This is a genomic window from Stenotrophomonas sp. CCNWLW162 (genome assembly GCF_037203745.1).
Lineage (GTDB): Bacteria > Pseudomonadota > Gammaproteobacteria > Xanthomonadales > Xanthomonadaceae > Stenotrophomonas > Stenotrophomonas maltophilia_AQ.
Genome location: NZ_JBBCBL010000001.1, coordinates 318,426 through 343,511 on the forward strand (window position 1 = coordinate 318,426; position 25,086 = coordinate 343,511).

A 25,086-nucleotide genomic window follows, 5' to 3' on the forward strand; every position below is an offset into this window, starting at 1 on the left:
TGCGGTAGTCGATCCCCGCCCTGCGCAAAGGCCGGAATTCATCACGCTTGATTAACGAAATGCGAATGCCTATCATTTGCCGATCGGTTGTACGCTTAGCCAAGCGGGGCACGGAAGCACGCACCCACCCGCCCCTTCGCCCGTGTACATCCCCCGACTACCGGGTCGCCCGCACTACACGGGTGGCGCACCGTCGATGGGACTCGCTGGGCGACGTGCGCGGAGCGCACGGCTGCTGCGTCTGCGCATTCCATCGCTTGTTTCGTCCTGCATGGAATCGCACCGATGGCAATGCCGCTGAACCACCCTCGTCCCACTCTGCTGGCCCTGGCCGTGACCGCACTGATGATCGCCCCGCTGGCCCACGCCGACGGCACTGCCGATCCTTCCGCGCGCACGCTGGATACGGTCCAGGTCACCGCTGACGGCGATATCGTCGACAGCTATACGGTCAAGCGTGCCAGCACGGCCACCAAGCTCGGCCTGTCGCTGCGCCAGACGCCGCAGTCGATGACCGTGGTCACCCGCCAGCGCCTGGACGACATGGGCCTGTTCTCGCTGTCCGATGTGATGGGCCAGGTCACCGGCGTGGCGGTATCGGTCACCGACAGCGAGCGCATCAACTATGTCTCGCGCGGCTACAACATCACCAATTTCCAGGTCGATGGGATGCTCAACACCTTCGGTGGGTACATCAAGACCAACACCGACAGCGTGATCTATGACCGCATCGAAGTGGTGCGCGGCGCAACCGGCCTGACCACCGGTGCCGGCGATCCGTCCGGCACCATCAACTTCGTGCGCAAGCGTCCTACCGACAGCTTCCAGATGAGCGCCAACCTGACCCTCGGGCGTTGGGGCAACCAGCGCCTGGAAGCCGACCTCGGTGGCCCGGTTGCGCTCGACGGCCGCATCCGCGCGCGCGTGGTGGCGGCCAAACAGCAGAGTGACTCGTTCCGCGATGTCTACAAACTGGACAAGGACGTGTTCTACGGCATCGTCCAGGCCGACATTACCGACACGACCCTGCTCGAGGCCGGCTACGAATACCAGTCGCCGCGCACCACAGGCGTGACCTGGGGCGTGGTGCCGTACTGGGGGTCCGATGGCCAGCCCGCCAACCTGCCGCGCTCGACCAACCTGTCCGCCCGCTGGAGCAGTTGGCCGATCATCGAAAAGAGCGCATTCGCACGCCTTGAGCAGCAGTTGGGCAACGGCTGGACCGCTAAGGCCGCCTATACCCGCTCCAAGCGCGAAACCGACGGTGCGGTGTGGTACGGGGCCTCCGGCTACCCGAATGCCGATGGCAGCGGCATCAGCGCCTTCGTCGGCAGCTTCGGCGAGAACGGCGACATGCAGGTATTCGACTTCAACGTTGGCGGTCCGTTCCGGCTGTTCGGCCGCGAACATGAGCTGGTGCTCGGTTTCGGCCAATCGGTGCGCAAGGGTGACGTGCCTGCCACCGACACCGCTGCCTACCCGGACAGCTACACCCGTGTACCGGACTGGCACCGCTGGAACGGCGACGTCGCGCCGCTGCAGGTCACCCGCCTGGGCTATCTGGCATCTGAAGACGAACTGCGCCAGCGCGCGGCCTATCTGGCGACGCGCCTGCAGCTGGCCGATCCGTTGACCGCGGTGCTCGGCGCGCGCTACGGCAGCTGGGAAACGCGCACCTGGAACTACACCCATGACGCCGCCGGTCGCCTGACCGATACGCGTCGCGGCGGCTACAAGCCGGACGACTCGCTCACTCCGTATGCCGGCTTCATCTACGACTTCAACCGCTACTTCAGCGGCTACGTCAGCTACACCGACATCTTCCAGCCGCAGAACTACCGTGACCGGGACAACAACTACCTCGAACCGGTGGTCGGTGACATGTGGGAGGCCGGCGTCAAGGCCGAGTTCTTCGACGGTCTGCTGAATGCTTCCGCGGCCGTGTTCAAGGGCCAGAAGGACAACGTTGCCGAGCTCGACGACTCGGTGCCGGAAAACTCGCTGCCGGGTGGGGTCAGTGCCTACCGCTCCACCGGCAAGGGCAACAAGGTCAAGGGCTGGGAGATCGAAGCACAAGGCAGCCTTGGTGAGAACTGGAACCTGGCGGCCGGCTTCACCCACACCGTCAGCCGCAATGCGCAGGGCGTGCGCCAGAACACCGTCATCCCGGTCGATCTGTTCCGCCTCAACGCCAGCTGGCGACCGGGCGGCGCTGAAGGCCACTTCTGGTTGGGCGGAGGCGCCACCTGGCAGAGCGGTATCTGGAGCCTGAGCAACAAGCCGCGTGCGGATTTCCTGACCAGCGGCAAGCGCGACCGCGTGGCAATCGAACAGGGCGACATCTACCTGCTCAACCTGTCGGCGGGCTATCGCTTTAACGAGAACTTCACCGCGCAGGTAAACGTGAACAACTTGCTGGACAAGAAGTATTACAACCGCGTCGGTTTCTATGACGGCGTGTTCTGGGGCGAACCACGCAATGTCACCGTGACGCTGCGCTGGAAGCTCTGACCCTCGATGGATGGCACCGGTTCTGCGACCGGTGCCCGGCCACGGATGGCCAACCCCGGCGCGCTGCGGTGCGCCGGTTCCTTTTCACTGAAACCTGCAGGAATGCCGTGGACCGCTCGCCCGCAACCGCCAGCCCCCGCACCTTCTTCTCCAGCCCGCGCTGGGGCGTGCTGTCACGCTCGCTGGCGGCGATCTTCGGCGGCTACGCGCTGGCCGCGGTGACCAGCGTGTTCTGCGCGGTGGTCCTGCCCGGCGCACGTGGCCAGACCGTGCTGACCGGCATGCTGCTGGCCATTCTGGTGGCCGCCTGTGCGGCGCTGTGGGCGTTCGCCACCCGCAGCGCGCTGCGTGCGTGGGTCGGCATCCTCGCCCCCACCCTGCTGATGGCAGCCATCGCGCGCATGCTGGGGGCCTGGGCATGAAGAATGGATTCCGCCAGTCGATGGCCTGGCTGCACACCTGGACCGGCCTGCTGGTCGGCTGGTTGCTCCTGCTGATCTTCATGGCCGGCACGGCCAGTTACTACCGCGAGGAAATCAGCCGCTGGATGCGTCCTGAGCTGCCCTCCAGCAACGTCAGCATCGACGTCGCCGCGCAGCGTGCCGTGGATTACCTGCAGGCCAATGCCGCGCAGGCCGAGAACTGGTTCGTAACGTTGCCGCAGCCGCGCAACCCCGCCATGCAGATGTTCTGGCGGCTGCCGCCGGAGCTGGCCGACCCCAGCCGTGGCCGTCGCGGTGGCTTCGGCGACGCAACACTGGACCCGAACACCGGGCAGGCACTGAAGGCCCGCGAGACCCGAGGCGGTGATTTCTTCTACCGCCTGCATTTCGACCTGCACTACATCCCGGTGCTGTGGGCGCGCTACCTGGTCGGCTTCTGCGCGATGTTCATGCTGGTGGCAATCATCACCGGCGTCATCACCCACAAGAAAATCTTCAAGGACTTCTTCACCTTCCGCAAGGACAAGGGCCTGCGGTCCTGGCTCGATTTCCACAACGTCAGCGCGGTGATGGCCCTGCCCTACCACGCGATGATCACCTACACCGGTATCGTCACCCTGATGATCATGTACCTGCCGTGGGGGGTGAAAGTCGCCTACCCACAGGACGAGGACAAGTTCTTCAGCGAAGCCTTCGGCGGCATGCCGGAGGTGACTGCACCTGCCGAAGGCCACGCCACGCCGCTGCCGATCGCGCAGCTGCTGGACAGCGCGCGTGCACACTGGCACGGCGTGGAAGTGGCCGGTTTCACTGTGTCCAATCCGGGCGCCGCCAATGCGGTGATCGACATCCGCCAGCGTGACGGCAAGCGCCTGTCCACCGACACCCCGGCCGTGCGCTACGACATGGTCAACGGCACGCTGCTGGAAGAGACGCCGCCGTCCGGCGGCGCCACCGCTACCCGTGGTGTGCTGTACGGCCTGCATCTGGCGCGCTTCGCCGACTGGGGCCTGCGTGCGCTGTTCTTCCTGTCCGGCCTGGTCGGCTGCCTGATGGTCGCCAGCGGCGTGGTGCTGTGGGCGGTGAAGGAACGACCCAAGCACGCCAAGAGTGGCCGCATCGGCTTCGGCCTGCGCCTGGTCGACGCGTTGAACATCGGCACCGTCGCCGGCCTGCCGATCGCCTTCGCCGCGTACTTCTGGGGCAATCGCCTGCTGCCGCTGGACATCGCCGAACGCTCCACTGCCGAGGCCAACACGTTCTTCTATGCCTGGGGTGCGGCATTGCTGGCCGCCTTCATCTGGCCCAAGCGGATGATGTGGGCCTGGCAGCTGTACCTCGGTGCGGCTGCGTTCGCGCTGGTGCCGGTGGTCAATGCACTGACCACGCATGCGCACCTGGGCATCACCCTGCGCAACGGCGACTGGGTGCTGGCGGGCTTCGATCTGTCGATGATCGCGTTCGGCGCGATGCTGGCGCTGTGCGGCTGGCGCATGCAGCGCTGGACGCCACCGCTGTCTGCAGCCGAGAAGAAGAAGCGTGCCGCCGCCGCAGCGGCACCCAAGGCCCCGGTGGACGCTGCGGAAACCGCCGAAGCGGAGGCCAGCGCATGATGCTGCTGGCGTTGACCCTGTCGTTCTCTGCGTTCACCGCGCTGTCGCTGGCGATGGAGAAACACCAGCACGATCTGCACGGCAAGGCTGCAGCCACCCTGGCACGGCGCACGCAATGGCGGGTGCTGGGTTGGGTACTGCTGGCGGTAGCGTTCGCACTGTGCGTGATCGACCACGGCTGGGCGATGGGCCCGGTGCTGTGGCTGGGCGTGATGACCGTGGGCGGCGTGGTGCTGTCGTTCGGGTTGTACCCGTACCGGCCGAAGTGGATCGCACCACTGGCCCTGGCACTGCCCGTGATCGGGCTGCTGGTGGCGTTGGTGTAGCAGAGCCACCGGGGCCGGATCCCTTGCGCGCAGCGCAAGGGCTCTGACCCCTGGTACGTAGATCCGGATGGGGTCAGAGCCCCTGCGCTTCGCGCAGGGGATCCGACCCCGAACATCGGCTTACCCCAACCGCTTCAGTTCCCACGCGCGGTGGATGCGCGCGTTGCGCTCGAAATCCGGGCCGATGGTGCGCGCGGTGATCTCGCGGCACTGGGCGAATTCGGCGATGGCATTCTCTTCCAGCTTGAAGCGGCGGAAGTTGTTGGAGAAATACAGCACGCCACCCGGCGCCAGTCGCGCTACTGCTGCGCGCAGCAGTTTCAGCTGCTCGCGCTGCACGTCGAAGTCGTCGGCACGCGCGGAGTTGGAGAACGTCGGCGGGTCACAGAAGATCACGTCGTACTGCCCGCGGTCACCTTCCAGCCATGCCATCGCATCGGCCTGCACCAACAGGTGCTGGTTGCCGCCCTGCCCGTTCAACGCCAGGTTGTCGTAGCACCACTGCAGGTAAGTCGCCGACAGATCGACGCTGGTGGTGCTGGCCGCACCGGCCACGGCGGCCTGCACGCTGGCCACGCCGGTATAGCAGAACAGGTTGAGGAAACGCTTGCCACGCGCCTGCTCGGCCATCATCCGGCGCAGCGGGCGATGGTCGAGGAACAGGCCGGTATCAAGGTAGTCGAACAGGTTCACCTGCAGCAGCGCATTGTTCTCGCGCACCACGATGAATTCATCACGCTGTTCGAAACGGCCGTACTTGCTGCCACCCTTGCCGCGCTCGCGCGACTTCATCGACACCTGCTCCGGCGGCACGCCGAACACTTCCCGTGCAGCGGCCAGCAGTTCGTTGCGGCGGCGACGCACGTCGTTCTCTGGAATCGCGGCCGGCGCGGCATATTCCTGCACGTGCAGGAAGGTGCGGCGCTGACCACCGTCTTCTTCGTAGACATCGATGGCCGCCGCATATTCGGGCAGGTCGGCATCGTAGGCACGGAAGCAGGTGATGTCCTCTCGGGCGCGCCAGCTCTTGAACTTCTTCAGGTTCTTGCGCAGGCGGTTGGCCACCATCTGCGCGCCTTCGCTCAGCTCGCGCGGCTGAGCCGGGTCGCGTCCGGGCACGGCGATCGGGTCGCAGATGATCAGCGCGCATTCCAGCGCACCGTTGAACATCTGGTACTTCTTGCCCGCGCGCAGGCCGGTGGCGAAGGCCAGTTCGTCGTTGCCGCACAGCAGGCTCGCGCGCCACTGCGGCACCGCCTTCTGCAGCGCGTTGCCCAGCGCACGGTACAGCGCCGGATCGGCGGCCAGGCGCTCGTCGTACGGCGGATTGCAGACCACCGCACCGATTTCCTGCTCCGGCGCGGCCAGGTCGGCCACATCGGCGCGAGTGAAACGGATCGCATGGGCGACGCCGGCCACCTCAGCATTTTCGCGTGCCGCCTGGATCGCGGTCGGGTCGATGTCGCTACCGTGGATGACCGGCTTCAGCGCGGCCAGGCCAGCTGCTTCGCGGTCACGTGCCTCGCTCTGGATGGTCTTCCAGGCGGCCTTGTCGAAGCCCAGCCAGCGGCTCGGCGGCAGGCTGCCGTGGCGCATCAGGCCGGGCGCAACGTCGGCGGCCATCAGCGCACCTTCGATCAGCAGCGTGCCGCTGCCGCACATCGGGTCCAGCAGGCCACCACCGGCGGCGTGCAGGCGCGGCCACTGCGCACGCAGCAGCAGCGCGGCAGCCAGGTTTTCCTTCAGCGGTGCTTCGTGGGCGGCACCTCGCCAGCCACGGCGGTGCAGCGAGCCGCCGCCGAGGTCGATCGACAGCGAGGCACGGCCCTTGCGCAGTGACAGGTTCACGCGCACGTCCGGCAGGTCGGTGTTGACCGAAGGGCGCTCGAGGCCTTCGTCACGCATGCGGTCGACAATGGCGTCCTTGATCCGCTGCGCAGCGAAGCGCGCATGGGTGATCTTGTCGCCGGACACGTGCGCATCCACCGCCAGGGTCATTTCCGGCTTGATGTGCTCGTGCCACGGCAGGGCGCGCACGCCGTCGTACAGGGCCTGCTCGTCCGGGCACTCGAACGCGTCGATCGGCCACAGCACACGACTGGCCAGGCGCGACCACATCACGATCCGCAGCGCCTGCTCCAGTTCGCCCTCGGCGTTGACGCCGGCAATGGTAGCAGTGGCCTTTTCCAGGCCCAGGGCCGACAGCTCATCGGCAAGCAGGTATTCCAGGCCCTTGGCGCAGGAGACAAAAAATTTCACGGGATCGGTTCACAGGTGGTCAGGCACGGCAGGAAGCCGGGCCATTCAAGAGGGAGGGCCGTGGACACGGCCGGCAGGCCCGCGCCGGGGGCGGCGGGGCTGCCATTGTAGTCAATGCGGGCGGGCGCGCCGTGCGCCCGGGCTTCACAGCTGGCGCAACAGGCGCTCAAAGGCCTGCGCAGAGGCCTCCACATGCCGTTCCAGGCGGTGGCCGTCGTCGACCAGCAGCAGCTGCGCCGAACGCGCCTGGGCCCAGGCAATCACGCCTGCGGCCGGCACCACCTCGTCATGCCAGGCCTGCACCACCGTGGTCGGCACCGGCGCGGCGTCCAGCGCCGGCATCGGACCCATGGTGGTCGGCGGCACCATCAGGAACAGGCCGGCCACCGGCACCTGCAACGAGGCGATGGCGGAGATATAGGCGCCCAGGCTGGAGCCGGCCAGCACCACCGGGCCCTGCTGGGCGGCGATGGCGGTGCGTTCGACCAGGCGGCGCAGGCGGGTCGGCACGTCGCCCACCCGGCTGACCTCGCTCATCGCGTCCAGGTCGGTGTAGTCCGGGCGCTCATGGGTCCAGCCCAGGCGCTGCGCCACGTCGGCCAGCGCGGTGACCTTGGTCGCCTCCGGGCCGCTCTCGAAACCGTGGGACAGGATGCAATGGCCGCGGCTCATGCGCGCGCTCCAGGCGAGCGGGCCAACGAGGAAAGGAAAGGCAGGTTCATGCCGCAATGCTAGCATCGCCAGATGCCCAACCCGCTCCTGCCCGGCCTGCAGCTGCAGCCCCTGCCCTACCAAGACCGCCTGCCGCTGCGCGACCCGGCCACGCTGGAGATGGTGGTGATCCACTGCACCGAGCTGCCCGATCTGGCGATGGCCCGCGAGTACGGCGAGCGCGTGCTGTACGACAGCGGCGCCGGCAACAGCGGTCACTTCTACATCGACCGCGATGGCAGCGTGGTGCAGTACGTGGCACCGGAACGCGTGGCCCACCACGTGCGCGGCATGAACGCACACACGCTGGGCATCGAGCTGGTCAATACCGGCCGCTACCCGCACTGGTTCGACAGCCGCCAGCAGGCGATGGACGAGGCCTACACCGAGGCGCAGCTGCAGGCGCTGGAGCAGCTGCTGCTGGCGCTGGTAGCGCGCTTTCCGTCGCTGCGGCGGATTGCCGGGCACGACCAGCTGGACCTGGAGCAGGTGCCGGCCAGCGATGACCCGGCGCTGATGGTGGCGCGCAAGCGCGACCCGGGGCCGTTGTTCCCGTGGGCACGGATTCTGGCGAAGGTGCCGCTGCAGGGGTTGGAGTAAGCAGCAGGGCTGCGCCCTGCACCTGCAGATGCAACGTCAACGTCAACGTCAACTTCAAACGCTGGCATTGCGTGGGATGGCGAGGTGGGTCCGGTTGCGAGGGACGCCGTAAACCCGTCCATGGGGGCTTGGCGGCGGCATCCATGCCGCGGACACCCTCGCAACCGGACCCACCCCGCCTTCGACAAATCTCCGCGATCTGCCGGATACCCGGGGTCGGATCCCGTTGCTACGCAACGGGCTCTGACCCCAATCTGCATTCGATGGGGTCGGTCGATGGGGGCACAGCCGTTTCCCGCTGGGAAACTGATCCGACCCCGCGCGGCTCAGGCGCCGGTCGCGACCGGGCGGCTGCTGTCGCTCACCCAGCCGCTCCAGGAATCGGCATAGATGCGTGCGCCGGACAGACCGGCCGCTTCCATCGCCAGCAACAGGTGGCAGGCGGTCACGCCGGAGCCGCACATCAGCACCACCTGCTGCGGATCGCGGTTACCAATCACGCCCTGCAGTTCGGCACGCAGTTCCTGTGCATCGCGCAGGTGGCCGTCGACTACGTTCAGCGCAAACGGACGGTTGACCGCACCGGGCACATGGCCGGCGACCGGATCCAGCGGCTCCACTTCACCACGGAAGCGTTCGCCCGCGCGTGCGTCGACCAGCCAACCCGGCGCATGCTTCAAACGGGCGGTGATTTCGTCGGCATTGGCGATCTGAGCGGTGTCGAAACGGCCCGGGTAAGCCGGCAGCGCCGTTACTTCGCCCTGGCCGGTTGCCAACGCATGACCTGCGGCCTGCCAGGCGGCGATGCCACCGTCGAGCACGGCCACCTTGTCGTGCCCGATCAGGCGCAGCAGCCACCACAGACGCGAGGCGGCCATGCTGCCGTCGCTGCCGTCGTAGACCACCACCTGTGTGTCGGGACCGATACCCCATCGACCCAGCGTCGCGGCAAAGGCATCGCTGTCCGGCAACGGATGGCGGCCGTGGCCGACGCGCCCCAGATCGGACAGATCGCGGTTGAGATCGGCATACACCGCGCCCGGAACATGCCCCGCAAGGTACTGGCCGCTGCCGGCCTGCGGATCGGCCAGCGAGGAACGCGCATCGACCACGCGCACTGCCGTGCTGGCGGTGGCACGCGCGTCGACCACGCGTACGTCCTCGCCCAGGGCAGCGGCCAGGGTGGCGACATCGACCAGGGTGGTCCACGGCGGATCGATCGGCTTCATTGCACTTGCTCCAGGCGGCGACGCAGGTTGTACAGGATGGCCGCGGTCGCCCCCCAGATACGCTGGCCCGGCCAGCCGTATTCGAGGACGTGGCGGACGCGGCCGCGATGATTGATTTCGACCTGGCGCAGGTTGTCGGCGGCCATCAGGTAGTCCAGCGGCACCTCGAACACCTCGGCCACTTCGCTGGGTTGCGGCACCGGCACGAAATCCGGATCGACCACCGCCACCACCGGGGTGACCCGGTAGCCGGTGATGGTCACGAACGGATCGAGATAGCCCAATGCCTGCACCTGGCCAGGTGCCAACGCGATCTCTTCCTGGCTCTCGCGCAGTGCGGCCGCCAGTGCGTCGCGGTCATCGGGTTCGGTACGACCACCGGGGAATCCAACCTGGCCACCATGCGTGCGCAGGGTTTCGGTGCGGCGGGTGAGGATCACCTGTGCACCGTTGGCGCGCGGCACGATACCGGCCAGCACCGCCGCTTCCACTGGCGGTCCCGGCGGCAGCAGGTCGATCAGTTCGCTGCGGTTCCAGCCATCGCCCGCGGGGGGATCGGCCAGCGGATGCAGCGCGCGCATCAGACGGTGATGGTCGGCCAGTGAGCCGCGCAGGGATTGCTGGAGTTGTTCGCGCAATGGCTGCACGCGATGCAGGATGCGACTGCGTTCGTCGTTGCTCATCGACGACCACCGTGCGATTTCATCGAGATGGCGCCCGCAGCCGGTGCACTGCCGGTCTGGATCCAGCTTGCACACGCCGATGCAGGGACTTGCGACAACACGCGCCGTTTCTTCCATTGTTTGCACCCGGCAACAGTAGCGCGATTAGGCTGGATTTGCGCGGGGTGAAGATGCGGCGCTCGGCACGCTGGCTGCGAGGTGGAGCGTGAACGGTAGAGTCGACTGTCAGTCGACTATCGCGCGTAGCGCGGGGATTTCCCCAGGCTGGCCGCAGAGCAGTCAACTGACAGTCGACTCTGCGACCGCGCGCAAACAAAAACGCGCCGGTGGGATCACCGGCGCGTTGATGTTGACGCTGTTTCTTACTTGACGCTGACCAGCTTGATCTCGAACTGCACAGCCACGTTCGGCGGGAACGGGGTGCGCGGGTCGGCACCGTAGGCCTGGTCCGGCGGCAGGGTGACTTCCCACTTCGAGCCTGCCGGCATCTGCAGCAGGGTCTCGCGCATGGCCTTCATTTCGACTTCGCTGACCTTGATCGACGGGATCTGCTGGGCCGGGCGGGCTTCGGTCGGGCGCTGGCCGTACGGGAACGGACCGGCCACTTCCAGCTGCACGGTGCTGGCCTGGGTCGGCTTGGCACCCTTGCCGGCTTCGACCACGCGGTACTGGACGCCGCTCGGCAGGGACTGCACGCCGGCCTTGGCCTTGTTCGCCGCGATGAACTGGTCGCTCTTGGTCTTGTTTTCGGCAGCAGCCTTTTCGTACTCGGCCTTGGCAGCCTGGGCACGGCCCTGCTCGCGCTTCTGGAACGCTTCAACGGCCGGCTTCAGCTGCTCGGCGGTGATGGCCGGCTGCTTCTTGGCGTAGGCGTCCTGCAGGCCCTTCACCACCGAGTTGATGTCCAGCTGCTCACCGCGACCGGTCAGCTCCGCCAGGTTGTTGCCGTAGTCGTAACCGAAGTAATAACTCAGCTTGCCCTTCTCGGACGCGATGTCCTGGGCGAAGGCATTGCCCGTCAGGGCCAGGGCCGCGACGGCGACCGCGATAGAACGCAACTTCATCAAACAGTTCTCCAGGGGTGGTAACTCAGGGACGTTCTGCGCCGCCCTGAGGCGACGGGTTAGGATAACGGGCGCAACGTGTAACCGCTACTCACGATGCAGGCTATGACCCGTCTGCGTTTGCAGAGTTCAATATCACTATTTTTTAACGTTTCTGGAGTTTCCCCGTGGCAGATGCCCTGATCGCTGTCGCCGACGACGGCGCCATCCGCACCGTGACCGTCCAGCGCCCGGACAAGCTCAACGCCCTGAACGCCGCGACCCTGCAGTCCCTGGCCGAGGCGTTCAGCGCGGCCGCCGCCGACCCGGAGGTGCGCGTGGTGGTGCTGACCGGTGCCGGCCCTAAGGCCTTCGTGGCGGGCGCCGACATCGCCGAAATGAACACACTCAGTGCGGTTCAGGGACGTGATTTCTCGCTGCTGGGCCAGGCGCTGATGCGCCAGATCGAACGCATGCCCAAGCCGGTCATCGCCCGTGTGAACGGCTTTGCGCTGGGCGGCGGGCTGGAACTGGCGATGGCCTGCCACCTGCGCATCGCCGCCGATAGCGCCAAGGTCGGCCAACCGGAAATCAACCTTGGCCTGATTCCCGGCTTCGGTGGCAGCCAGCGCCTGCTGCGCCTGTGCGGCCGCGCCGCCACCCTGGAACTGTGCCTGCTGGGTGCTCCGATCAACGCCGCGCGAGCGCTGGAACTGGGTATCGTCAACGAGGTGGTCCCCGCCGCCGAACTGGACAATCGCGTGCAGGACGTCGCCCGCCAGTTGGCGCGCTCGGCACCGCTGGCCCTGCGCGGCCTGCTTGATGCCGTGCACGTGGGTGGCGAATGCAGCCTGGAAGCGGGGCTGGAGTACGAAAGCGCGCAGTTCGGCCTGCTGTTCGCCACCGAGGACATGCGCGAAGGAACCAGCGCGTTCCTGCAGCGCCGCCCGCCAGCCTTCCAGAACCGCTGACGCCATGGCATCCCGACCCAACCCCGCGCAACTGTTCGCCCGGGTCCAGGCAGACGATCTCGATGGCGCCCTGCAGGCCGGCCTGATGGACTATGTGGCCCGTACCGGCGACGAACAGCTGGTACCCGGCCACCCGGAGCTTCCACAGCGCCTGCACCAGGCCCAGCAGCAGCTGCAGAACGCCTGGGCCGCACGCGAACGCTACCGCAACCGTGCCGTGCGTCTGGCGCGGCGTGAGGCCGAACGCGACGCAAGGCGCACGCCCGCCGCAGCACCGGATATGAAGCCCGCACTGCCCGCCGCAGCGGCCGCGATTCTCGCCCGGGCCAAGGCCCGCGCCACCGGCAAGGAACAGTAATGGCCACTGCGAAGAAGACCGCGCGCGCACCGGCGCGCCGTGGCAGCATGATGCCGCGCGCCGACGTGGTGGAGATGTTCACCCGCCTCCGCGAACTCAACCCGCACCCGAAGACCGAGCTGGAATACAGCTCGCCGTTCGAACTGCTGGTGGCGGTCGCGCTGTCGGCGCAGGCCACCGACGTGGGCGTCAACAAGGCCACGCGCCGCCTGTTCCCGGTGGCCAATACCCCGGCAAAGATCCTCGCACTTGGCGAGGACGGACTGAAGCAGTACATCGCCACCATCGGTCTGTTCAATGCCAAGGCAAAGAACGTGATCGCCACCTGCGCGATCCTGCTGGAGAAGCACGGCGGTGAAGTTCCGCGCGATCGCGATGAACTGGAAGCGCTGCCGGGCGTGGGCCGCAAGACCGCCAACGTGGTGCTCAACACTGCGTTCGGTGAGCCGGTGATGGCGGTGGACACGCATATATTCCGCGTCTCCAACCGCACCGGCCTGGCACCTGGCAAGAATGTGCGCGAAGTGGAAGACAAACTGGTGAAGGCCATTCCGGCCGAGTTCCTGCTCGACGCGCATCACTGGTTGATCCTGCACGGACGTTATGTATGCAAGGCGCGCAAGCCGGATTGCCCGGGCTGCGTGATCGCCGACCTGTGCCGGTTCAAGGAAAAGACCACGGCCGAGGCGTGACCGCGTTCGTGGTGTGACAGAACAAAGACGGCGGGCACAAGGCCCGCCGTCTTCGTTTGCAGACAAGGTGCTTCAGGTGATCAGAACGACAGGTCGCCCCAGACGCCGAATTCCTTGGTCTTGTCGTTCTTCTTGTCGCCGGCGTTGGCCAGGTGCGTGTACTTGTACACAGTCGACAGCTTGAGGTTCTTCATGACCGGGAACTCGACACCGACGTTCCAGTACTTGTCGCTCAGGGTCGGGTCCAGGGTCTTGCTGACGTCGGTGTCATCGTAACGACCGAACACGTTGATGCCGCCGTCGGTGACGCGCACGCTGCCCCACACCGACCAGCCGCTGGTCTTGTCGGTAGCAACGGTCATCACGTTGTTGAGGTTCTTGGCCTGGAAGTACTCGCCACCGACGCGGAAGTCGCTGCTGGCGTAGGCGACCATCGCATTGGCGCGGGTGTAGGTGTTCTCGGCGCTCTGGATGTCGGTTTCCTTGCCCAGCTTGCCGCTGTAGCCACCGACGGCAACCACGAAGTTCTCGTTCGGGGTATAGGCCGCGCGACCTTCCACGTCCATGCCCTTGCTGCGGGTCGGGTTCTTGTAGCCGGCGCCGGACACGACCGAGATCGCGTAGTTGAAGTTGTTGCCCAGGTTGCCGAAGCCATGCAGGCCCCAGTCGGACGAGTTGCCGTACTTCAGGCGGTCGGTCAGGGTGTTCTCGACATAACGCATGCCGTAGAACTTCTCGACGTACGGGATCCACGGCATGTCGGCGGCACCGACGCGCAGGTTGAAGGCCGGGTCGAAGCTGCCCTGCACGTAGGCCTTCTTGACGAACAGTTCGGTGTTGCCGATGGCCGAGCTGTACTGGAAGTCGGTGGTCAGGTTGGCCGACCAGATGTCGTTGAACTTGTGGTCGACGGTCAGGTAGAAGCGCTTGACGTCCAGACCGGTGCCGCTGGCGGCGGTGTCCTTGCCGTTGCTGGTCTTGTCGATGTTGGTCAGGTCGAAGAACATGCGACCGCCGATCTTGTTGTCATTGACCAGCTTGGCCAGCTTGTCGACGCTGGTCTGGGTCTTCTGTGCACCTTCCAGAGCCTGGGCCTGGGTGATGTTCACTTCGGACTGCGCATCGGACTGTGCCTGCAGCGCCTGCGAATCGTTCTGCAACTGCTGGACCTGGGCCTGCAGGGCAGCGATCTGCGCCTGCAGCTGCTGCAGCTGTGCCTGGGATACGCCCGTGCTGGCGGGAGCTGCGAAGGCGTCGGCGGAAACCAGACCGAGGCTTGCAACGACCGCGGCGGCGAGCAAATGGGAACGCATTTTGGATTTCTCCAGAGGGTTGGAATGGCTTGGGCAGAACGCCACGCCGGCAGGCCGGTCAAGCGTTTTGCGAACATTCCGTTAAAACCATGACAGCCGAATGACAACCTGAGCACCAACCACAGATTTCTTCGTGCCGTCATGCGTACGACTCAATCGAGGCGGCATGTTTGTCGATCCCTTGCGGCATATGGCGTCACGTATCAGCGTTCATGCGCGGACCTGTCGCTGCGGGACCTTCACCGGCACCGCTGGTTTCGCGTGGATGACGCGGCATCACTGCGGAATGCCAGGCCGCGACGGCATTGACGACCACTCCGGACAGGCCATCAGCGACATATAGAACGTGATCGCAACCGGACCACTCCCGTCTCCGGCGCATCGGTCATCGCGTTGCCAGCGGTACGCAGAACCTTCACACCCCTGCTGTGCGGATGCCGGACAACGCTGTAACGGTTGCGTCATACAACGGTCCCTGCGCTGTCATCGAACCGTTATGGAATGTGCGCCGGGCGGGTAACCCCGCATCCCAATCAACCCAGGAGCCACCCCGTGATCCACGCCTTCAAGTCGCGCGTTGCCGTTGCCGTCTTCGCAGCGTCGTCCGTGTTCGCCGCCAACGCCGCTGAAATCACCGGCGCGGGCGCCTCGTTCATCTATCCGGTGATGTCGAAGTGGTCGGCCGACTACAACGCCGCCACCAGCAACAAGGTCAACTACCAGTCGATCGGCTCCGGCGGTGGTATCGCCCAGATCAAGGCCAAGACCGTTGATTTCGGCTCCTCCGACGCCCCGCTGAAGCCGGAAGAACTGGCCGCTGCGGGCCTGGCCCAGTTCCCGTCGGTGATCGGCGGCGTGGTGCCGGTGGTCAACGTTGCCGGCATCGCCCCGGGCGCGCTGAAGCTGGACGGCGCCGTGCTGGCCAACATCTTCCTGGGCAAGATCAAGACCTGGAACGACCCGGCCATCGCCGCGCTGAACCCGGGCGTGACCCTGCCGAGCGCCAAGATCACCGTCGTGCACCGTTCGGATGGTTCGGGCACCACCTTCAACTTCGTCAACTACCTGTCCAAGGTCAGCCCGGAGTGGAAGACCTCGGTCGGTGAAGGCACCTCGGTCCAGTGGCCGGCCGGCATCGGTGGCAAGGGCAACGAAGGCGTTGCTGCCTACGTGAAGCAGATCAAGGGCGGCATCGGCTATGTCGAACTGTCCTACGCACTGCAGAACAAGCTGTCGTACACCGCCATGAAGAACGCTGCCGGCAAGTTCGTGCAGCCGAGCGACGCCTCGTTCGCCGCCGCCGCTGCCAGCGCCGACTGGGCCAGCGCCAAGGACTTCTACCTGGTGATGACCAACGCGCCAGGCGCCGAGTCCTGGCCGATCACCGCCACCAACTTCATCCTGGTGCACAAGAAGCCGAAGAACCCTGCCAACGGCAAGGCCACCCAGGAGTTCTTCCGCTGGGTCTACAAGAGCGGCGACGCCCAGGCCCGCCAGCTGGACTACGTGCCGCTGCCGGACAGCCTGGTGCGCCAGATCGAGACCTACTGGACGCAGAACCTGAAGTAAGCGCGTTCCCCCGCAGGAATGGGATCGGCGGGCCCTCTCTCCCCCGCCGATCCCACCCGGGCGCGAGATCCTCGAGATCTCGCGCTCTTCTTGTTTTTTGGGGTTGGTCGTGAAAGGCGCTGCGCTGTCGCTGGTCCGTAGTTGAGTCGGTGCGCAGATCCGGGGTCTCCGGGCCCCTGCCGGGTCGGAGCCAGCCCTGTGAAACCCTTGTCGGAACGTGATCGAGGACACCTCTGTCATGGTCGTAATACGGCTGTAACAAAAACATCATTTCATAGCCGCATCCGCCGACGCCGTCGGCTCTACCCCGCTATGGAGTGACCATGAAACTGCACTCGGCCGGCCTCGCCGCCCTTTCCCTGGCCATCGCCCTGGGCCTGTCGGCCTGCGGTGGCGACAAGCAGGCCGCGCAGCAGCCGGCTGCCGACGGTGCCGCCGCCCCGGCCGCTGCCGGTGCCAAGGTGACCGCCGAAGTGTCCGGTGCCGGCGCTTCCTTCATCTTCCCGCTGGTTTCCAAGTGGTCGGCTGACTACAACGCCAGCACCGGTGCCAAGATCAACTATCAGTCGATCGGCTCCGGTGGCGGCATCGCCCAGATCAAGGCCGGCACGGTCGACTTCGGTTCCTCCGACAAGCCGCTGAGCAGCGAAGAGCTGGCCCAGGCCGGCCTGGCGCAGTTCCCGTCCGCCATCGGCGGCGTGGTCCCGGTGGTCAATATCGAAGGCCTGGAAGGCGGCAAGCTGCGCCTGAGCGGCGCCCTGCTGGCCGACATCTTCCTGGGCAAGGTCAAGACCTGGAACGACCCGGCCATCGTCGCCGCCAACCCGGGCGTGAAGCTGCCGGACGGCAAGATCACCCTGGTCCACCGTTCGGACGGTTCGGGCACCACCTTCAACTTCTCCAACTACCTGTCCAAGGTCAGCCCGGAGTGGAAGACCAAGGTCGGCGAAGGCACCTCGGTGCAGTGGCCGGACGGCGTCGGTGGCAAGGGCAATGAAGGCGTCGCCTCGTACGTGAAGCAGATCAAGGGTTCGATCGGCTACGTCGAACTGGCCTACGCGCTGCAGAACGGCATGCCGTACACCGCCATGCAGAACGCCGCCGGCAACTGGGTCGAGCCGAGCGCGGAAACCTTCGCCGCTGCGGCCGCCAGCGCCGACTGGGCCAGCGCCAAGGACTTCAACCTGGTCATCACCAACGCCCCGGGCGAGCAGGCGTGGCCGATCACCGCCACCAACTTCATGCTGATGCAGAAGCAGCCGAAGGATGCCAAGCGCAACCAGGACACCCTGGCCTTCTTCAAGTGGGCCTTCGAGAACGGCCAGGCCCAGGCCAACGAGCTGCACTACGTGCCGCTGCCGGCCGACCTGGTCAAGCAGATCGAGGCCTACTGGGCGACCGACCTGAAGTGATGGACATGACGGTGCCCGCCCTGCGCGGGCACCGCCTCTGCCACGCCGTGCCGCCCCGCCCCTTCCTGGCCCCGCCGTCCCCATGAATGCCATCGCCCAGCCTCTAGCCGCCCCGTCCACGCGTGATGCGCGTGATGCCCGCAACGACAAACTGTTCCGATGGGTGCTGGTCGGCACCGTCATCTTCGTCCTCATCGCCCTGGCCTGCGCCGCGCTGTCGATGCTGTGGGGCGGCCGCCATGCCCTGCAGATGCAGGGCCTGAGCTTCTTCTTCTCTGCCGACTGGAATCCGGTCGAAAACAAGTTCGGTGCCCTCGCACCGATCTACGGCACCCTGGTCACCGCCGCCATCGCGATGGTCATCGCCGTGCCGGTCAGCTTCGGCATCGCCTTCTTCCTCACCGAAGTCGCGCCGCGCTGGCTGCGGGGCCCGGTCGGTACCGCCATCGAACTGCTGGCCGGTATTCCCTCGATCATCTACGGCATGTGGGGCCTGTTCGTGCTGGTGCCGGTGATGACCGAGTACGTCACTCCGTTCCTCAACGAGACCCTGGGCGAATGGCCGATCATCGGTCCCATGTTCCAGGGCCCGCCGCTGGGCATCGGCATGCTCACCGCCGGTTTCGTGCTGGCCATCATGGTCATTCCGTTCATCTCCTCGGTGATGCGCGAAGTGTTCCTGACCGTGCCGACCCGCCTGAAGGAATCGGCCTATGCGCTGGGTTCCACCAAGTGGGAAGTGAGCTGGGACATCGTGCTGCCCTACACCCGCTCGGCGGTGATCGGCGGCATCTTCCTCGGCCTCGGCCGTGCCCTGGGCGAGACCATGGCGGTGGCCTTCGTGATCGGCAACAGCGTGCGCCTGTCGCCGTCGCTGCTGGAACCGGGCACCACCATCGCCGCGCTGATCGCCAATGATTTCGGCGAAGCCACTGAAACCTACCGCTCGGCCCTGCTGCTGCTCGGCTTCGTCCTCTTCATCGTCACCTTCGTGGTGCTGGCCATCGCCCGCCTGATGCTGATGCGCCTGTCCCGCAAGGAGGGCAACTGATGTCCAGCACCGCTGATTCGCTGTACCTGCGCCGCCGCATCGGCAATGTCATCGCCATTGCCGCGTCCTGCGCCACCGCCCTGTTCGGCCTGTTCTTCCTGGGCTGGATCCTGTTCACCCTGGCCTCCAAGGGCCTGGCCGGCATCAACCTGGATCTGTTCACCAAGATGACGCCACCGCCGATGCAGGAAGGCGGTCTCGCCAACGCCTTCTTCGGCAGCGCGGTGATGTGTGCGCTGGCAATCGGCATCGGCACCCCGCTGGGCGTGCTGGCTGGCACCTGGCTGGCCGAATACGGCAACGCCCGCAAGGCCGGCACCGTGGTCCGCTTCGTCAACGACATCCTGCTGTCGGCGCCGTCGATCGTACTCGGCCTGTTCGTCTACACGCTGTACGTGATGCAGACCGGCGGCAACTTCTCGGCATTCGCCGGTGCGCTGTCGCTGGCCTTCATCGTGCTGCCGGTGGTGGTGCGCACCACCGACGAGATGCTGCGCCTGGTGCCCTCGCAGATGCGTGAAGCGGCGCTGTCGCTGGGTATCCCGCAGTGGAAGGTGATCGTGCAGGTGCTGTACCGCAGTGCCTCGGCCGGCATCATCACCGGCATCCTGCTGGCACTCGCCCGCATCTCCGGCGAGACCGCACCGCTGCTGTTCACTGCCTTCGGCAACCAGTACTGGAACAACAACATCTTCCAGCCGATGGCCTCGGTGCCGGTGGTGATGAACCAGTTCGCCGGCAGCCCGTATGAATCCTGGCAGGTCCTGGCCTGGGCCGGTGCCCTGGTGCTGACTGTCTTCGTGTTGCTGGTCAGCCTTGCCGCCCGCGGCATCCTGCTGCGCAACCGTATCTCCCATGACTGACCTTTCCGTGGATAACGCCATGAACGACCTTTCCAACGCCGTGCCGATGCAGCGCATCGCCGTGCCGTCCTCGCACGAGAGCCTGCACACGCCGTCGCCGGTGAAGCTGGCTGCGCGTGGACTGGACTTCTACTACGACAAGTTCCATGCCCTGAAGGGCATCAACCTGGAGATTCCGGAAAAGCGCGTGACCGCGCTGATCGGTCCCTCCGGCTGCGGCAAGTCGACCCTGCTGCGCATCTTCAACCGCATCTACGCGCTGTACCCGAAGCTGGAAGCGCGTGGTGAAGTGCTGCTGGACGGCGAGAACATCCTGTCGCCGAAGTACCCGATGAACCGCCTGCGCAGCAAGGTGGGCATGGTGTTCCAGAAGCCGGTGCCGTTCCCGATGACCATCTTCGAGAACGTGGCCTACGGCATCCGCCACCACGAGAAGCTGAGCAAGGCCGACATGGCCGACCGCGTCGAGCAGGCGCTGCGCCAGGGCGCGCTGTGGGACGAAGTGAAGGACAAGCTGGGGCAGAGCGCACTGGGCCTGTCCGGTGGCCAGCAGCAGCGTCTGTGCATCGCCCGTGCGGTGGCCCTGCGCCCGTCGGTGCTGCTGCTGGACGAGCCAACCTCGGCGCTGGACCCGATCTCCACCAGCCGCATCGAGCAGCTGGTGGAAGAGCTCAAGCACGAGTACACGATCGTGATCGTCACCCACAACATGCAGCAGGCCGCGCGCGTGTCCGACTACACGGCCTTCATGTACCTGGGCGACCTGATCGAGCACGACCGCACCGAAGTGATCTTCTCGCAGCCGTCGCAGCGGCAGACCGAGGATTACATCACCGGTCGCTTCGGCTGAAACGTCAGTCGAGCATGGCTCGACTCTACAGACAACGTCAGTCGAGCAAGGCTCGACTCTACAGAGTGGAATGAACATGAATCTTCCCAACGACCACATCGTCAAGAGCTACGACGAAGAGCAGCAGCGCCTGGTGGCCGAAATCGTGCGCATGGGCGAGATGGCCGTCGCCCAGCTGGAAGCGGCGATGGACGTGATCGAGAAGCGCGACGAGAACGCTGCCCATCGCATCATCGCCAACGACGAAGCGATCGATGCCTTGGAGCAGCAGATCAGCCACGACGTGATGCGCCTGGCGCTGCGTGGCCCGATGGCGCGCGACCTGCGCGAGATCCTCGCCGGCCTGCGCATTCCGGCCGACATCGAGCGCATCGGTGACTACGCTGCCAACGTCGCCAAGCGCTCGATCGCGCTGGGCAAGGTGCCGCCGCTGCCGCAGATCCAAGGCCTGCGTGCGCTGGGCCGCCTGGCCGCGCAGCAGGTCCGCCGTGCCATTGCCGCCTACCGCGACAATGACGCCGACGCCGCGCTGGAACTGCGCGAGGACGACGCCCGCCTGGACGCGCAGTACACCGCGCTGTTCCGCGAGCTGCTGACCTACATGATGGAAGACCCGCGCAACATCACCCCGTGCACCCATCTGCTGTTCATGGCCAAGAACCTGGAGCGCGTGGGCGACCATGCCACCAACATCGCCGAGAACGTGTGGTTCCTGGTGCATGGCGAGCAGCCGCTGCCGCCGCGTGAAAAGCGCGACGAGACGTCCAGCACCGGCCAGATCTGATACTGCACTGCAACACCGGAGTTGACTCCAAGGTGGCCGCTGTCCTGCTGACAGCGGCCTTTTTGTTTTGGGCGTTCCGGCGGTTCATCCCCGCATGGCGTGGCCTACCGGGCCGCTGGTCTCCCCTTCTGTAACAAACCTCACGAAAATTTGAGTTCTTGGCGAGGATTCGTTGAGTAGGATCGCTGCACCATCGCTTCCACCGGCATCCCTGCCGGCTACCCGGGCATCCGCCCACACCACCCAGGAGCACCACCGATGAGCAGTTCCAACAAGACCCTGTCCCTGCTGACTGCTACCGCCCTGGCCGCTGGCCTGGGCATGACCGCCAGCGCCTCGGCGCTGAGCATGAGTGACCTGGCCCAGGGCTATCTGGTCGCTGGCCAGGCCGCCAAGGCCACCACCGATGCCAAGGCAGCGGACACCAAGATGGCCGCTGATGCGACCAAGCACGCCGAAGGCAAATGTGGTGCCGACGGCAAGAGCGCTGAAGGCAAGTGCGGCGCCGACAAGGGCAAGGCCGCTACCGGCGCTGCCGCGGGTGCCAAGACCAAGGCCGGCGACAAGAAGTCGGCCGAAGGCAAGTGCGGCGAAGGCAAGTGCGGTGCCAAGCACTGACGTCCGCGCCAGCGTCGTCCACCCGCGGTCGCCGCTTCGTGCGGCGGCCGCCGGGTTGGGCCTGCGCCGGGCGCTGCTGCAGGATCTGCGCGATGCGCCGGCCGGTGACTTCGACTTCCTCGAATGTGCGCCGGAGAACTGGATCCATGTCGGCGGCCCGGCCGGTGATGCACTGGCCGAATTGGCACAGCGCCATCCTCTGAGCTGCCATGGCCTGTCATTGTCACTGGGCGGCAGCGCGCCGCTGGATACGCAGCTGCTGGAGCAGGTCGGCCAGTTCCTCGACACGCACCGCGTGCCGCTGTACAGCGAACACCTGAGCTATTGCAGCGACGACGGCCACCTCTACGACCTGCTGCCGATTCCCTTCACCGACGAAGCCGTGCGCCATACCGCGGCACGCATCGCGTGCGTGCAGGACATTCTCGGCCGCCGCATCGCGGTGGAGAACGTCTCCTACTACCTGGCACCGGAACCGGCGATGGACGAACTTGCCTTCACCAACGCGGTACTTGCCGAAGCCGACTGCGACCTGCTGCTGGACGTCAACAACGTCTACGTCAACGCCTGCAACCACGGCTATGACGCCGACACCTTCATCGCCGGACTGCCCGCGCAGCGCATCGTCTGCCTGCACGTGGCGGGGCACCTGGACGAAGCCCCGGACCTGAAGATCGATACCCATGGCAGTGCTGTGATCGACCCGGTCTGGGATTTGCTGGCGCGTACCTATGCACGCATCGGCGCGCGCCCGACCCTGCTCGAACGCGATTTCAACTTCCCGCCCTATGCAGAACTGCAGGCTGAGCTGCAGACCATCCGCCGCCTGCAGGCCACGCACGCCGAGAAAGCGCATGGCTGATGCTCCCGACAGTCTGCGCGCACAACAGCACGCGTTCACCGCGCACCTGCGTGATCCGCAGGCGGTGGCCGCACCGGCCGGGCTGGAACCCCGGCGGGTGGCGGTGTACCAGCGGCTGCTCTTCAACAACCTGCTCGGCCTGTTGAGCAACGGCTTCCCGGTCTGCGTGCGCCTGCTCGGAGAACCGGCCTGGAGTGCGCTGGTCCGCCAGTACTTCGCCACCCATCGCTGCCAGACGCCGCTGTTCACCGAACTGGCCGCCGAATTCGTGCAGTGGCTGCAGGCGCAGCCACAACTGCCGCACCCGGCGTTGGCCGAACTTGCTCATTACGAGTGGGTGGAGACCGCGCTGTACCAGCTGCAGGCCGAGCCGCTGCCGGCACCCGGCAACTTCGATCCGCTGAAGGTACCGCTGCAGCGCTCACCACTGGCCTGGCCGCTGCTGTACCAGTGGCCGGTGCATCGACTCGGTGCAGAGGATGCACCAACGCAGCCGCCGGCCGAACCGACCGGCCTGCTGGTGCGCCGCGAAGCTGACGGTGAAGTTCGGTTCGCCGCACTCAGTCCACTGGCGGTGTACCTGCTGTCCAGCATCGGCGAACAACCTGGCCTCGATGGACATGCCTATCTGCAGCAACTGGCAAGTGCGCATGGTCTGGCCGAAGACGTACTGGCCGGACCCGGAGCCGCATTGCTGCAGCAGTTCCTGCAGGCCGGCGTGATCGGCCCGCTCACAGCTCCTCCCTGACGCCCCTCCTACGGAGACCCTGATGAACCTTCCGACCCTGGCCGCCGCGCGCGGCCAGCTGGACCGTCTCGCCCCCTGGCTGGCTCCGCTCGGCCTGCGCCTGCTGCTGGCTTGGGAATACTTCGAATCCGGCCGCGAGAAACTGCACGGCCAGAACTGGTTCGCCGACCTGCAGGACGCCTTCCCGTTCCCGTTCGACCAGCTGCCGGCCGCGCTGAACTGGCAGCTGGCGACCTGGTTCGAACTGATCGGCGCGGCCTGCCTGCTGTTCGGGTTCGGCACCCGTTTCGCTGCCGCCAGCCTGCTGGTGCTGACCGTGGTGGCCACCTATGCGGTGCACTGGCCGATGGAATGGAACTCGCTGGCCGACCTCGCCATGGGCTATGCGATCAGCGACCAGGGCTTCGGCAACTTCAAGCTGCCGGTGCTGTTCATGGCCATGCTGCTGCCGCTGATCTTCACCGGTGCCGGCAGGCTGAGCGTGGATGCGTGGTTGGCGCGGTGGTCTCCCTCGGCCACGACGGCGCGGCCCGCAGTCTGGTAATCGCCAACCCTGGTCGGCGCACCGTGCGCCAACCAAGGTTGGCACCTACCGGGATCCCGAGCGTGTGGTGCACCGGTAGGTGTCGACCTGGGTCGACACACCCCCACCCAGGCATCCCGTGCTCCACGGGCCAGCCGGGCGCTCAGGGTCGCTCTGCTAGAATTCACGCATGACTGACCCCACCCCCGCACCTGCCGCCGCTCCCGATTCCGCAGTCCCCCAGGCGCAGCGCGCGATGTCACAACGCTTCCGCGGCTTCCTGCCGGTGGTGGTGGACGTGGAAACCGGCGGCTTCGACAGCCAGCGCAACGCGCTGCTGGAAATCGCCGCTGTGCCGATCGAGATGGACGAGAACGGCCTGCTCTACCCCGGCCAGACCGCCAGTGCCCACGTGGTGCCGGCCGAGGGCCTGGAGATCGATCCGAAGTCGCTGGAAGTGACCGGCATCATCCTCGACCACCCGTTCCGGCTGGCGAAGGAAGAGAAGGCGGCACTGGACCACATCTTCACCCCGGTACGCGCGGCCATGAAGAAATACGGTTGCCAGCGCGCGATCCTGGTCGGTCACAACGCGCATTTCGACCTCGGCTTCGTCAATGCCGCCGTGGCGCGCACCGGCCACAAGCGCAATCCGTTCCATCCGTTCAGCGTGTTCGATACGGTGACGCTGGCCGGTATTGCCTACGGGCAGACGGTGCTGGCACGTGCGGCCAATGCCGCCGGATTGGGCTGGGATGCGAACGAAGCACACAGCGCGGTGTACGACACCGAGCAGACGGCGCGGCTGTTCTGCACGATCGCCAACGCCTGGCCGCGGTGAAGCAGCCAACGGCGGAGCCCCTCGTGGCGAATCGGCATTGCGGGTGAGGCCGGGCAGGATGGATTCGCGGGGGACGCCGTAAACCCATCCTTGGGGGCTTAGCCGCGCCATCCATGGCGCGGATACCCCCGCGAACCCACCCTGCCCGGCCTTTGACAGTTTCCCGGGCGCCACGGGAAGATCAGAAAAGCGGGAGCAACAGCGGGTCGCTGC

General features: G+C 66.2%; 25 protein-coding genes. 19 read left to right on the forward strand and 6 right to left on the reverse strand.

Annotated features, from left to right (window positions below):
- Nucleotides 1-285 precede the first annotated feature (285 nt).
- From V9K93_RS01605 to V9K93_RS01620, 4 genes are all read left to right on the forward strand, one after another.
- Nucleotides 286-2,511, forward strand: coding sequence for a TonB-dependent siderophore receptor (locus tag V9K93_RS01605; RefSeq protein WP_337301982.1), 2,226 nt, complete (start codon nt 286-288; stop codon nt 2,509-2,511).
- Between the two features lie 107 nt (nt 2,512-2,618).
- Complete coding sequence (locus V9K93_RS01610; RefSeq protein ID WP_295381634.1) at nt 2,619-2,933, forward strand: DUF3649 domain-containing protein; 315 nt, start codon at nt 2,619-2,621, stop codon at nt 2,931-2,933.
- The gene (locus V9K93_RS01615) at nt 2,930-4,567 is read left to right on the forward strand and encodes a PepSY-associated TM helix domain-containing protein (RefSeq protein WP_337301983.1); all 1,638 of its coding nucleotides are present in this window, start codon (nt 2,930-2,932) and stop codon (nt 4,565-4,567) included. The genes V9K93_RS01610 and V9K93_RS01615 overlap by 4 nt, the downstream gene beginning before the upstream one ends.
- Nucleotides 4,564-4,893, forward strand: coding sequence for a DUF3325 domain-containing protein (locus V9K93_RS01620; protein ID WP_337301984.1), 330 nt, complete (start codon nt 4,564-4,566; stop codon nt 4,891-4,893). Before V9K93_RS01615 ends, V9K93_RS01620 begins: the two co-directional genes overlap by 4 nt.
- Before the next feature lie 120 nt (nt 4,894-5,013).
- Here the strand turns inward: V9K93_RS01620 and rlmKL are convergent, their stop codons facing one another.
- Both rlmKL and V9K93_RS01630 read right to left on the reverse strand, forming a co-directional pair.
- Nucleotides 5,014-7,152 carry a bifunctional 23S rRNA (guanine(2069)-N(7))-methyltransferase RlmK/23S rRNA (guanine(2445)-N(2))-methyltransferase RlmL gene (gene rlmKL, locus V9K93_RS01625; protein ID WP_046984948.1) on the reverse strand — a complete coding sequence of 713 codons (2,139 nt, stop codon included), beginning with the start codon at nt 7,150-7,152 and terminating at the stop codon, nt 5,014-5,016.
- Nucleotides 7,153-7,296: 144 nt separating this feature from the next.
- Nucleotides 7,297-7,824, reverse strand: a complete 528-nt coding sequence (locus V9K93_RS01630) for an alpha/beta hydrolase (RefSeq protein ID WP_100434353.1) — start codon at nt 7,822-7,824, stop codon at nt 7,297-7,299.
- Nucleotides 7,825-7,896: 72 nt separating this feature from the next.
- On the opposite strand from V9K93_RS01630, the gene V9K93_RS01635 reads away from it, so the two are divergent.
- Nucleotides 7,897-8,463 carry an N-acetylmuramoyl-L-alanine amidase gene (locus V9K93_RS01635; protein WP_253077618.1) on the forward strand — a complete coding sequence of 189 codons (567 nt, stop codon included), beginning with the start codon at nt 7,897-7,899 and terminating at the stop codon, nt 8,461-8,463.
- A gap of 326 nt (nt 8,464-8,789) precedes the next feature.
- Here V9K93_RS01635 and V9K93_RS01640 read toward each other — a convergent pair whose 3' ends face one another.
- The 3 genes from V9K93_RS01640 to V9K93_RS01650 form a co-directional block, all read right to left on the reverse strand.
- Complete coding sequence (locus tag V9K93_RS01640; protein WP_253077619.1) at nt 8,790-9,692, reverse strand: sulfurtransferase; 903 nt, start codon at nt 9,690-9,692, stop codon at nt 8,790-8,792.
- Nucleotides 9,689-10,492, reverse strand: a complete 804-nt coding sequence (locus tag V9K93_RS01645) for a CoA pyrophosphatase (RefSeq protein ID WP_046984944.1) — start codon at nt 10,490-10,492, stop codon at nt 9,689-9,691. The genes V9K93_RS01640 and V9K93_RS01645 overlap by 4 nt, the downstream gene beginning before the upstream one ends.
- Before the next feature lie 245 nt (nt 10,493-10,737).
- Nucleotides 10,738-11,439, reverse strand: a complete 702-nt coding sequence (locus tag V9K93_RS01650; protein WP_004151465.1) for an FKBP-type peptidyl-prolyl cis-trans isomerase — start codon at nt 11,437-11,439, stop codon at nt 10,738-10,740.
- A 167-nt stretch (nt 11,440-11,606) separates the two neighbouring features.
- Here V9K93_RS01650 and V9K93_RS01655 point away from each other — a divergent pair, with 167 nt between their 5' ends.
- The 3 genes from V9K93_RS01655 to nth are packed head-to-tail and all read left to right on the forward strand — an operon-like array spanning nt 11,607 to nt 13,439.
- On the forward strand, nt 11,607-12,389 hold the full coding sequence (locus V9K93_RS01655; RefSeq protein WP_136638635.1) for an enoyl-CoA hydratase/isomerase family protein: 783 nt from the start codon (nt 11,607-11,609) through the stop codon (nt 12,387-12,389).
- 4 nt (nt 12,390-12,393) lie between these two features.
- The gene (locus V9K93_RS01660) at nt 12,394-12,747 is read left to right on the forward strand and encodes a hypothetical protein (RefSeq protein WP_337301985.1); all 354 of its coding nucleotides are present in this window, start codon (nt 12,394-12,396) and stop codon (nt 12,745-12,747) included.
- On the forward strand, nt 12,747-13,439 hold the full coding sequence (nth, locus tag V9K93_RS01665) for an endonuclease III (protein ID WP_253077621.1): 693 nt from the start codon (nt 12,747-12,749) through the stop codon (nt 13,437-13,439). The genes V9K93_RS01660 and nth overlap by 1 nt, the downstream gene beginning before the upstream one ends.
- 80 nt (nt 13,440-13,519) lie before the next feature.
- On the opposite strand, the gene V9K93_RS01670 is transcribed toward nth, so the two are convergent.
- Nucleotides 13,520-14,752 carry a porin gene (locus tag V9K93_RS01670; protein WP_337301986.1) on the reverse strand — a complete coding sequence of 411 codons (1,233 nt, stop codon included), beginning with the start codon at nt 14,750-14,752 and terminating at the stop codon, nt 13,520-13,522.
- Nucleotides 14,753-15,304: 552 nt separating this feature from the next.
- Here V9K93_RS01670 and pstS (V9K93_RS01675) point away from each other — a divergent pair.
- The 11 genes from pstS (V9K93_RS01675) (at nt 15,305) to rnt (ending at nt 24,873) form a co-directional block, all read left to right on the forward strand.
- Nucleotides 15,305-16,321, forward strand: a complete 1,017-nt coding sequence (gene pstS / locus V9K93_RS01675) for a phosphate ABC transporter substrate-binding protein PstS (protein WP_337301987.1) — start codon at nt 15,305-15,307, stop codon at nt 16,319-16,321.
- Nucleotides 16,322-16,644: 323 nt separating this feature from the next.
- Nucleotides 16,645-17,733, forward strand: coding sequence for a phosphate ABC transporter substrate-binding protein PstS (gene pstS, locus V9K93_RS01680; protein WP_065722382.1), 1,089 nt, complete (start codon nt 16,645-16,647; stop codon nt 17,731-17,733).
- A gap of 82 nt (nt 17,734-17,815) precedes the next feature.
- Nucleotides 17,816-18,784, forward strand: a complete 969-nt coding sequence (gene pstC, locus V9K93_RS01685) for a phosphate ABC transporter permease subunit PstC (protein ID WP_337301988.1) — start codon at nt 17,816-17,818, stop codon at nt 18,782-18,784.
- Nucleotides 18,784-19,647 (forward strand): phosphate ABC transporter permease PstA, encoded by an 864-nt coding sequence (gene pstA / locus V9K93_RS01690; protein WP_004151398.1) that lies wholly within the window; start codon nt 18,784-18,786, stop codon nt 19,645-19,647. The genes pstC and pstA overlap by 1 nt, the downstream gene beginning before the upstream one ends.
- A 19-nt stretch (nt 19,648-19,666) precedes the next feature.
- Nucleotides 19,667-20,497 carry a phosphate ABC transporter ATP-binding protein PstB gene (gene pstB / locus V9K93_RS01695; RefSeq protein ID WP_005408788.1) on the forward strand — a complete coding sequence of 277 codons (831 nt, stop codon included), beginning with the start codon at nt 19,667-19,669 and terminating at the stop codon, nt 20,495-20,497.
- Between the two features lie 70 nt (nt 20,498-20,567).
- Complete coding sequence (gene phoU, locus V9K93_RS01700; RefSeq protein WP_136638638.1) at nt 20,568-21,281, forward strand: phosphate signaling complex protein PhoU; 714 nt, start codon at nt 20,568-20,570, stop codon at nt 21,279-21,281.
- Nucleotides 21,282-21,539: 258 nt separating this feature from the next.
- A complete protein-coding gene (locus V9K93_RS01705; RefSeq protein ID WP_136638639.1) occupies nt 21,540-21,899 on the forward strand; it encodes an HvfA family oxazolone/thioamide-modified RiPP metallophore in 360 nt (119 codons plus the stop codon).
- Nucleotides 21,886-22,761, forward strand: coding sequence for an HvfB family MNIO-type RiPP peptide maturase (locus V9K93_RS01710; RefSeq protein WP_136638640.1), 876 nt, complete (start codon nt 21,886-21,888; stop codon nt 22,759-22,761). The genes V9K93_RS01705 and V9K93_RS01710 overlap by 14 nt, the downstream gene beginning before the upstream one ends.
- Entirely contained in the window at nt 22,754-23,509 is a 756-nt protein-coding gene (locus V9K93_RS01715) for an HvfC family RiPP maturation protein (protein ID WP_337301989.1), read from the forward strand. Before V9K93_RS01710 ends, V9K93_RS01715 begins: the two co-directional genes overlap by 8 nt.
- Nucleotides 23,510-23,531: 22 nt before the next feature.
- Nucleotides 23,532-24,053, forward strand: a complete 522-nt coding sequence (locus V9K93_RS01720; protein WP_337301990.1) for an HvfX family Cu-binding RiPP maturation protein — start codon at nt 23,532-23,534, stop codon at nt 24,051-24,053.
- Nucleotides 24,054-24,222: 169 nt separating this feature from the next.
- Nucleotides 24,223-24,873: a ribonuclease T gene (gene rnt, locus V9K93_RS01725; RefSeq protein ID WP_004151343.1), complete on the forward strand. Its 651-nt coding sequence runs from the start codon at nt 24,223-24,225 to the stop codon at nt 24,871-24,873.
- Nucleotides 24,874-25,086 lie beyond the last annotated feature (213 nt).

Coding starts and splice junctions, on each gene's coding strand:
- V9K93_RS01715 (WP_337301989.1), top strand. CDS start 22,754: ATGGCTGATGCTCCCGACAGTCTGCGCGCACAACAGCACGCGTTCACC.
- V9K93_RS01660 (WP_337301985.1), top strand. CDS start 12,394: ATGGCATCCCGACCCAACCCCGCGCAACTGTTCGCCCGGGTCCAGGCA.
- V9K93_RS01670 (WP_337301986.1), bottom strand. CDS start 14,752: ATGCGTTCCCATTTGCTCGCCGCCGCGGTCGTTGCAAGCCTCGGTCTG.
- V9K93_RS01630 (WP_100434353.1), bottom strand. CDS start 7,824: ATGAGCCGCGGCCATTGCATCCTGTCCCACGGTTTCGAGAGCGGCCCG.
- pstB (WP_005408788.1), top strand. CDS start 19,667: ATGAACGACCTTTCCAACGCCGTGCCGATGCAGCGCATCGCCGTGCCG.
- phoU (WP_136638638.1), top strand. CDS start 20,568: ATGAACATGAATCTTCCCAACGACCACATCGTCAAGAGCTACGACGAA.
- V9K93_RS01645 (WP_046984944.1), bottom strand. CDS start 10,492: ATGGAAGAAACGGCGCGTGTTGTCGCAAGTCCCTGCATCGGCGTGTGC.
- V9K93_RS01720 (WP_337301990.1), top strand. CDS start 23,532: ATGAACCTTCCGACCCTGGCCGCCGCGCGCGGCCAGCTGGACCGTCTC.
- rnt (WP_004151343.1), top strand. CDS start 24,223: ATGACTGACCCCACCCCCGCACCTGCCGCCGCTCCCGATTCCGCAGTC.
- pstA (WP_004151398.1), top strand. CDS start 18,784: ATGTCCAGCACCGCTGATTCGCTGTACCTGCGCCGCCGCATCGGCAAT.
- V9K93_RS01640 (WP_253077619.1), bottom strand. CDS start 9,692: ATGAAGCCGATCGATCCGCCGTGGACCACCCTGGTCGATGTCGCCACC.
- V9K93_RS01635 (WP_253077618.1), top strand. CDS start 7,897: ATGCCCAACCCGCTCCTGCCCGGCCTGCAGCTGCAGCCCCTGCCCTAC.
- V9K93_RS01615 (WP_337301983.1), top strand. CDS start 2,930: ATGAAGAATGGATTCCGCCAGTCGATGGCCTGGCTGCACACCTGGACC.
- V9K93_RS01620 (WP_337301984.1), top strand. CDS start 4,564: ATGATGCTGCTGGCGTTGACCCTGTCGTTCTCTGCGTTCACCGCGCTG.
- V9K93_RS01605 (WP_337301982.1), top strand. CDS start 286: ATGGCAATGCCGCTGAACCACCCTCGTCCCACTCTGCTGGCCCTGGCC.
- pstS (WP_065722382.1), top strand. CDS start 16,645: ATGAAACTGCACTCGGCCGGCCTCGCCGCCCTTTCCCTGGCCATCGCC.
- V9K93_RS01650 (WP_004151465.1), bottom strand. CDS start 11,439: ATGAAGTTGCGTTCTATCGCGGTCGCCGTCGCGGCCCTGGCCCTGACG.
- nth (WP_253077621.1), top strand. CDS start 12,747: ATGGCCACTGCGAAGAAGACCGCGCGCGCACCGGCGCGCCGTGGCAGC.
- V9K93_RS01705 (WP_136638639.1), top strand. CDS start 21,540: ATGAGCAGTTCCAACAAGACCCTGTCCCTGCTGACTGCTACCGCCCTG.
- pstC (WP_337301988.1), top strand. CDS start 17,816: ATGAATGCCATCGCCCAGCCTCTAGCCGCCCCGTCCACGCGTGATGCG.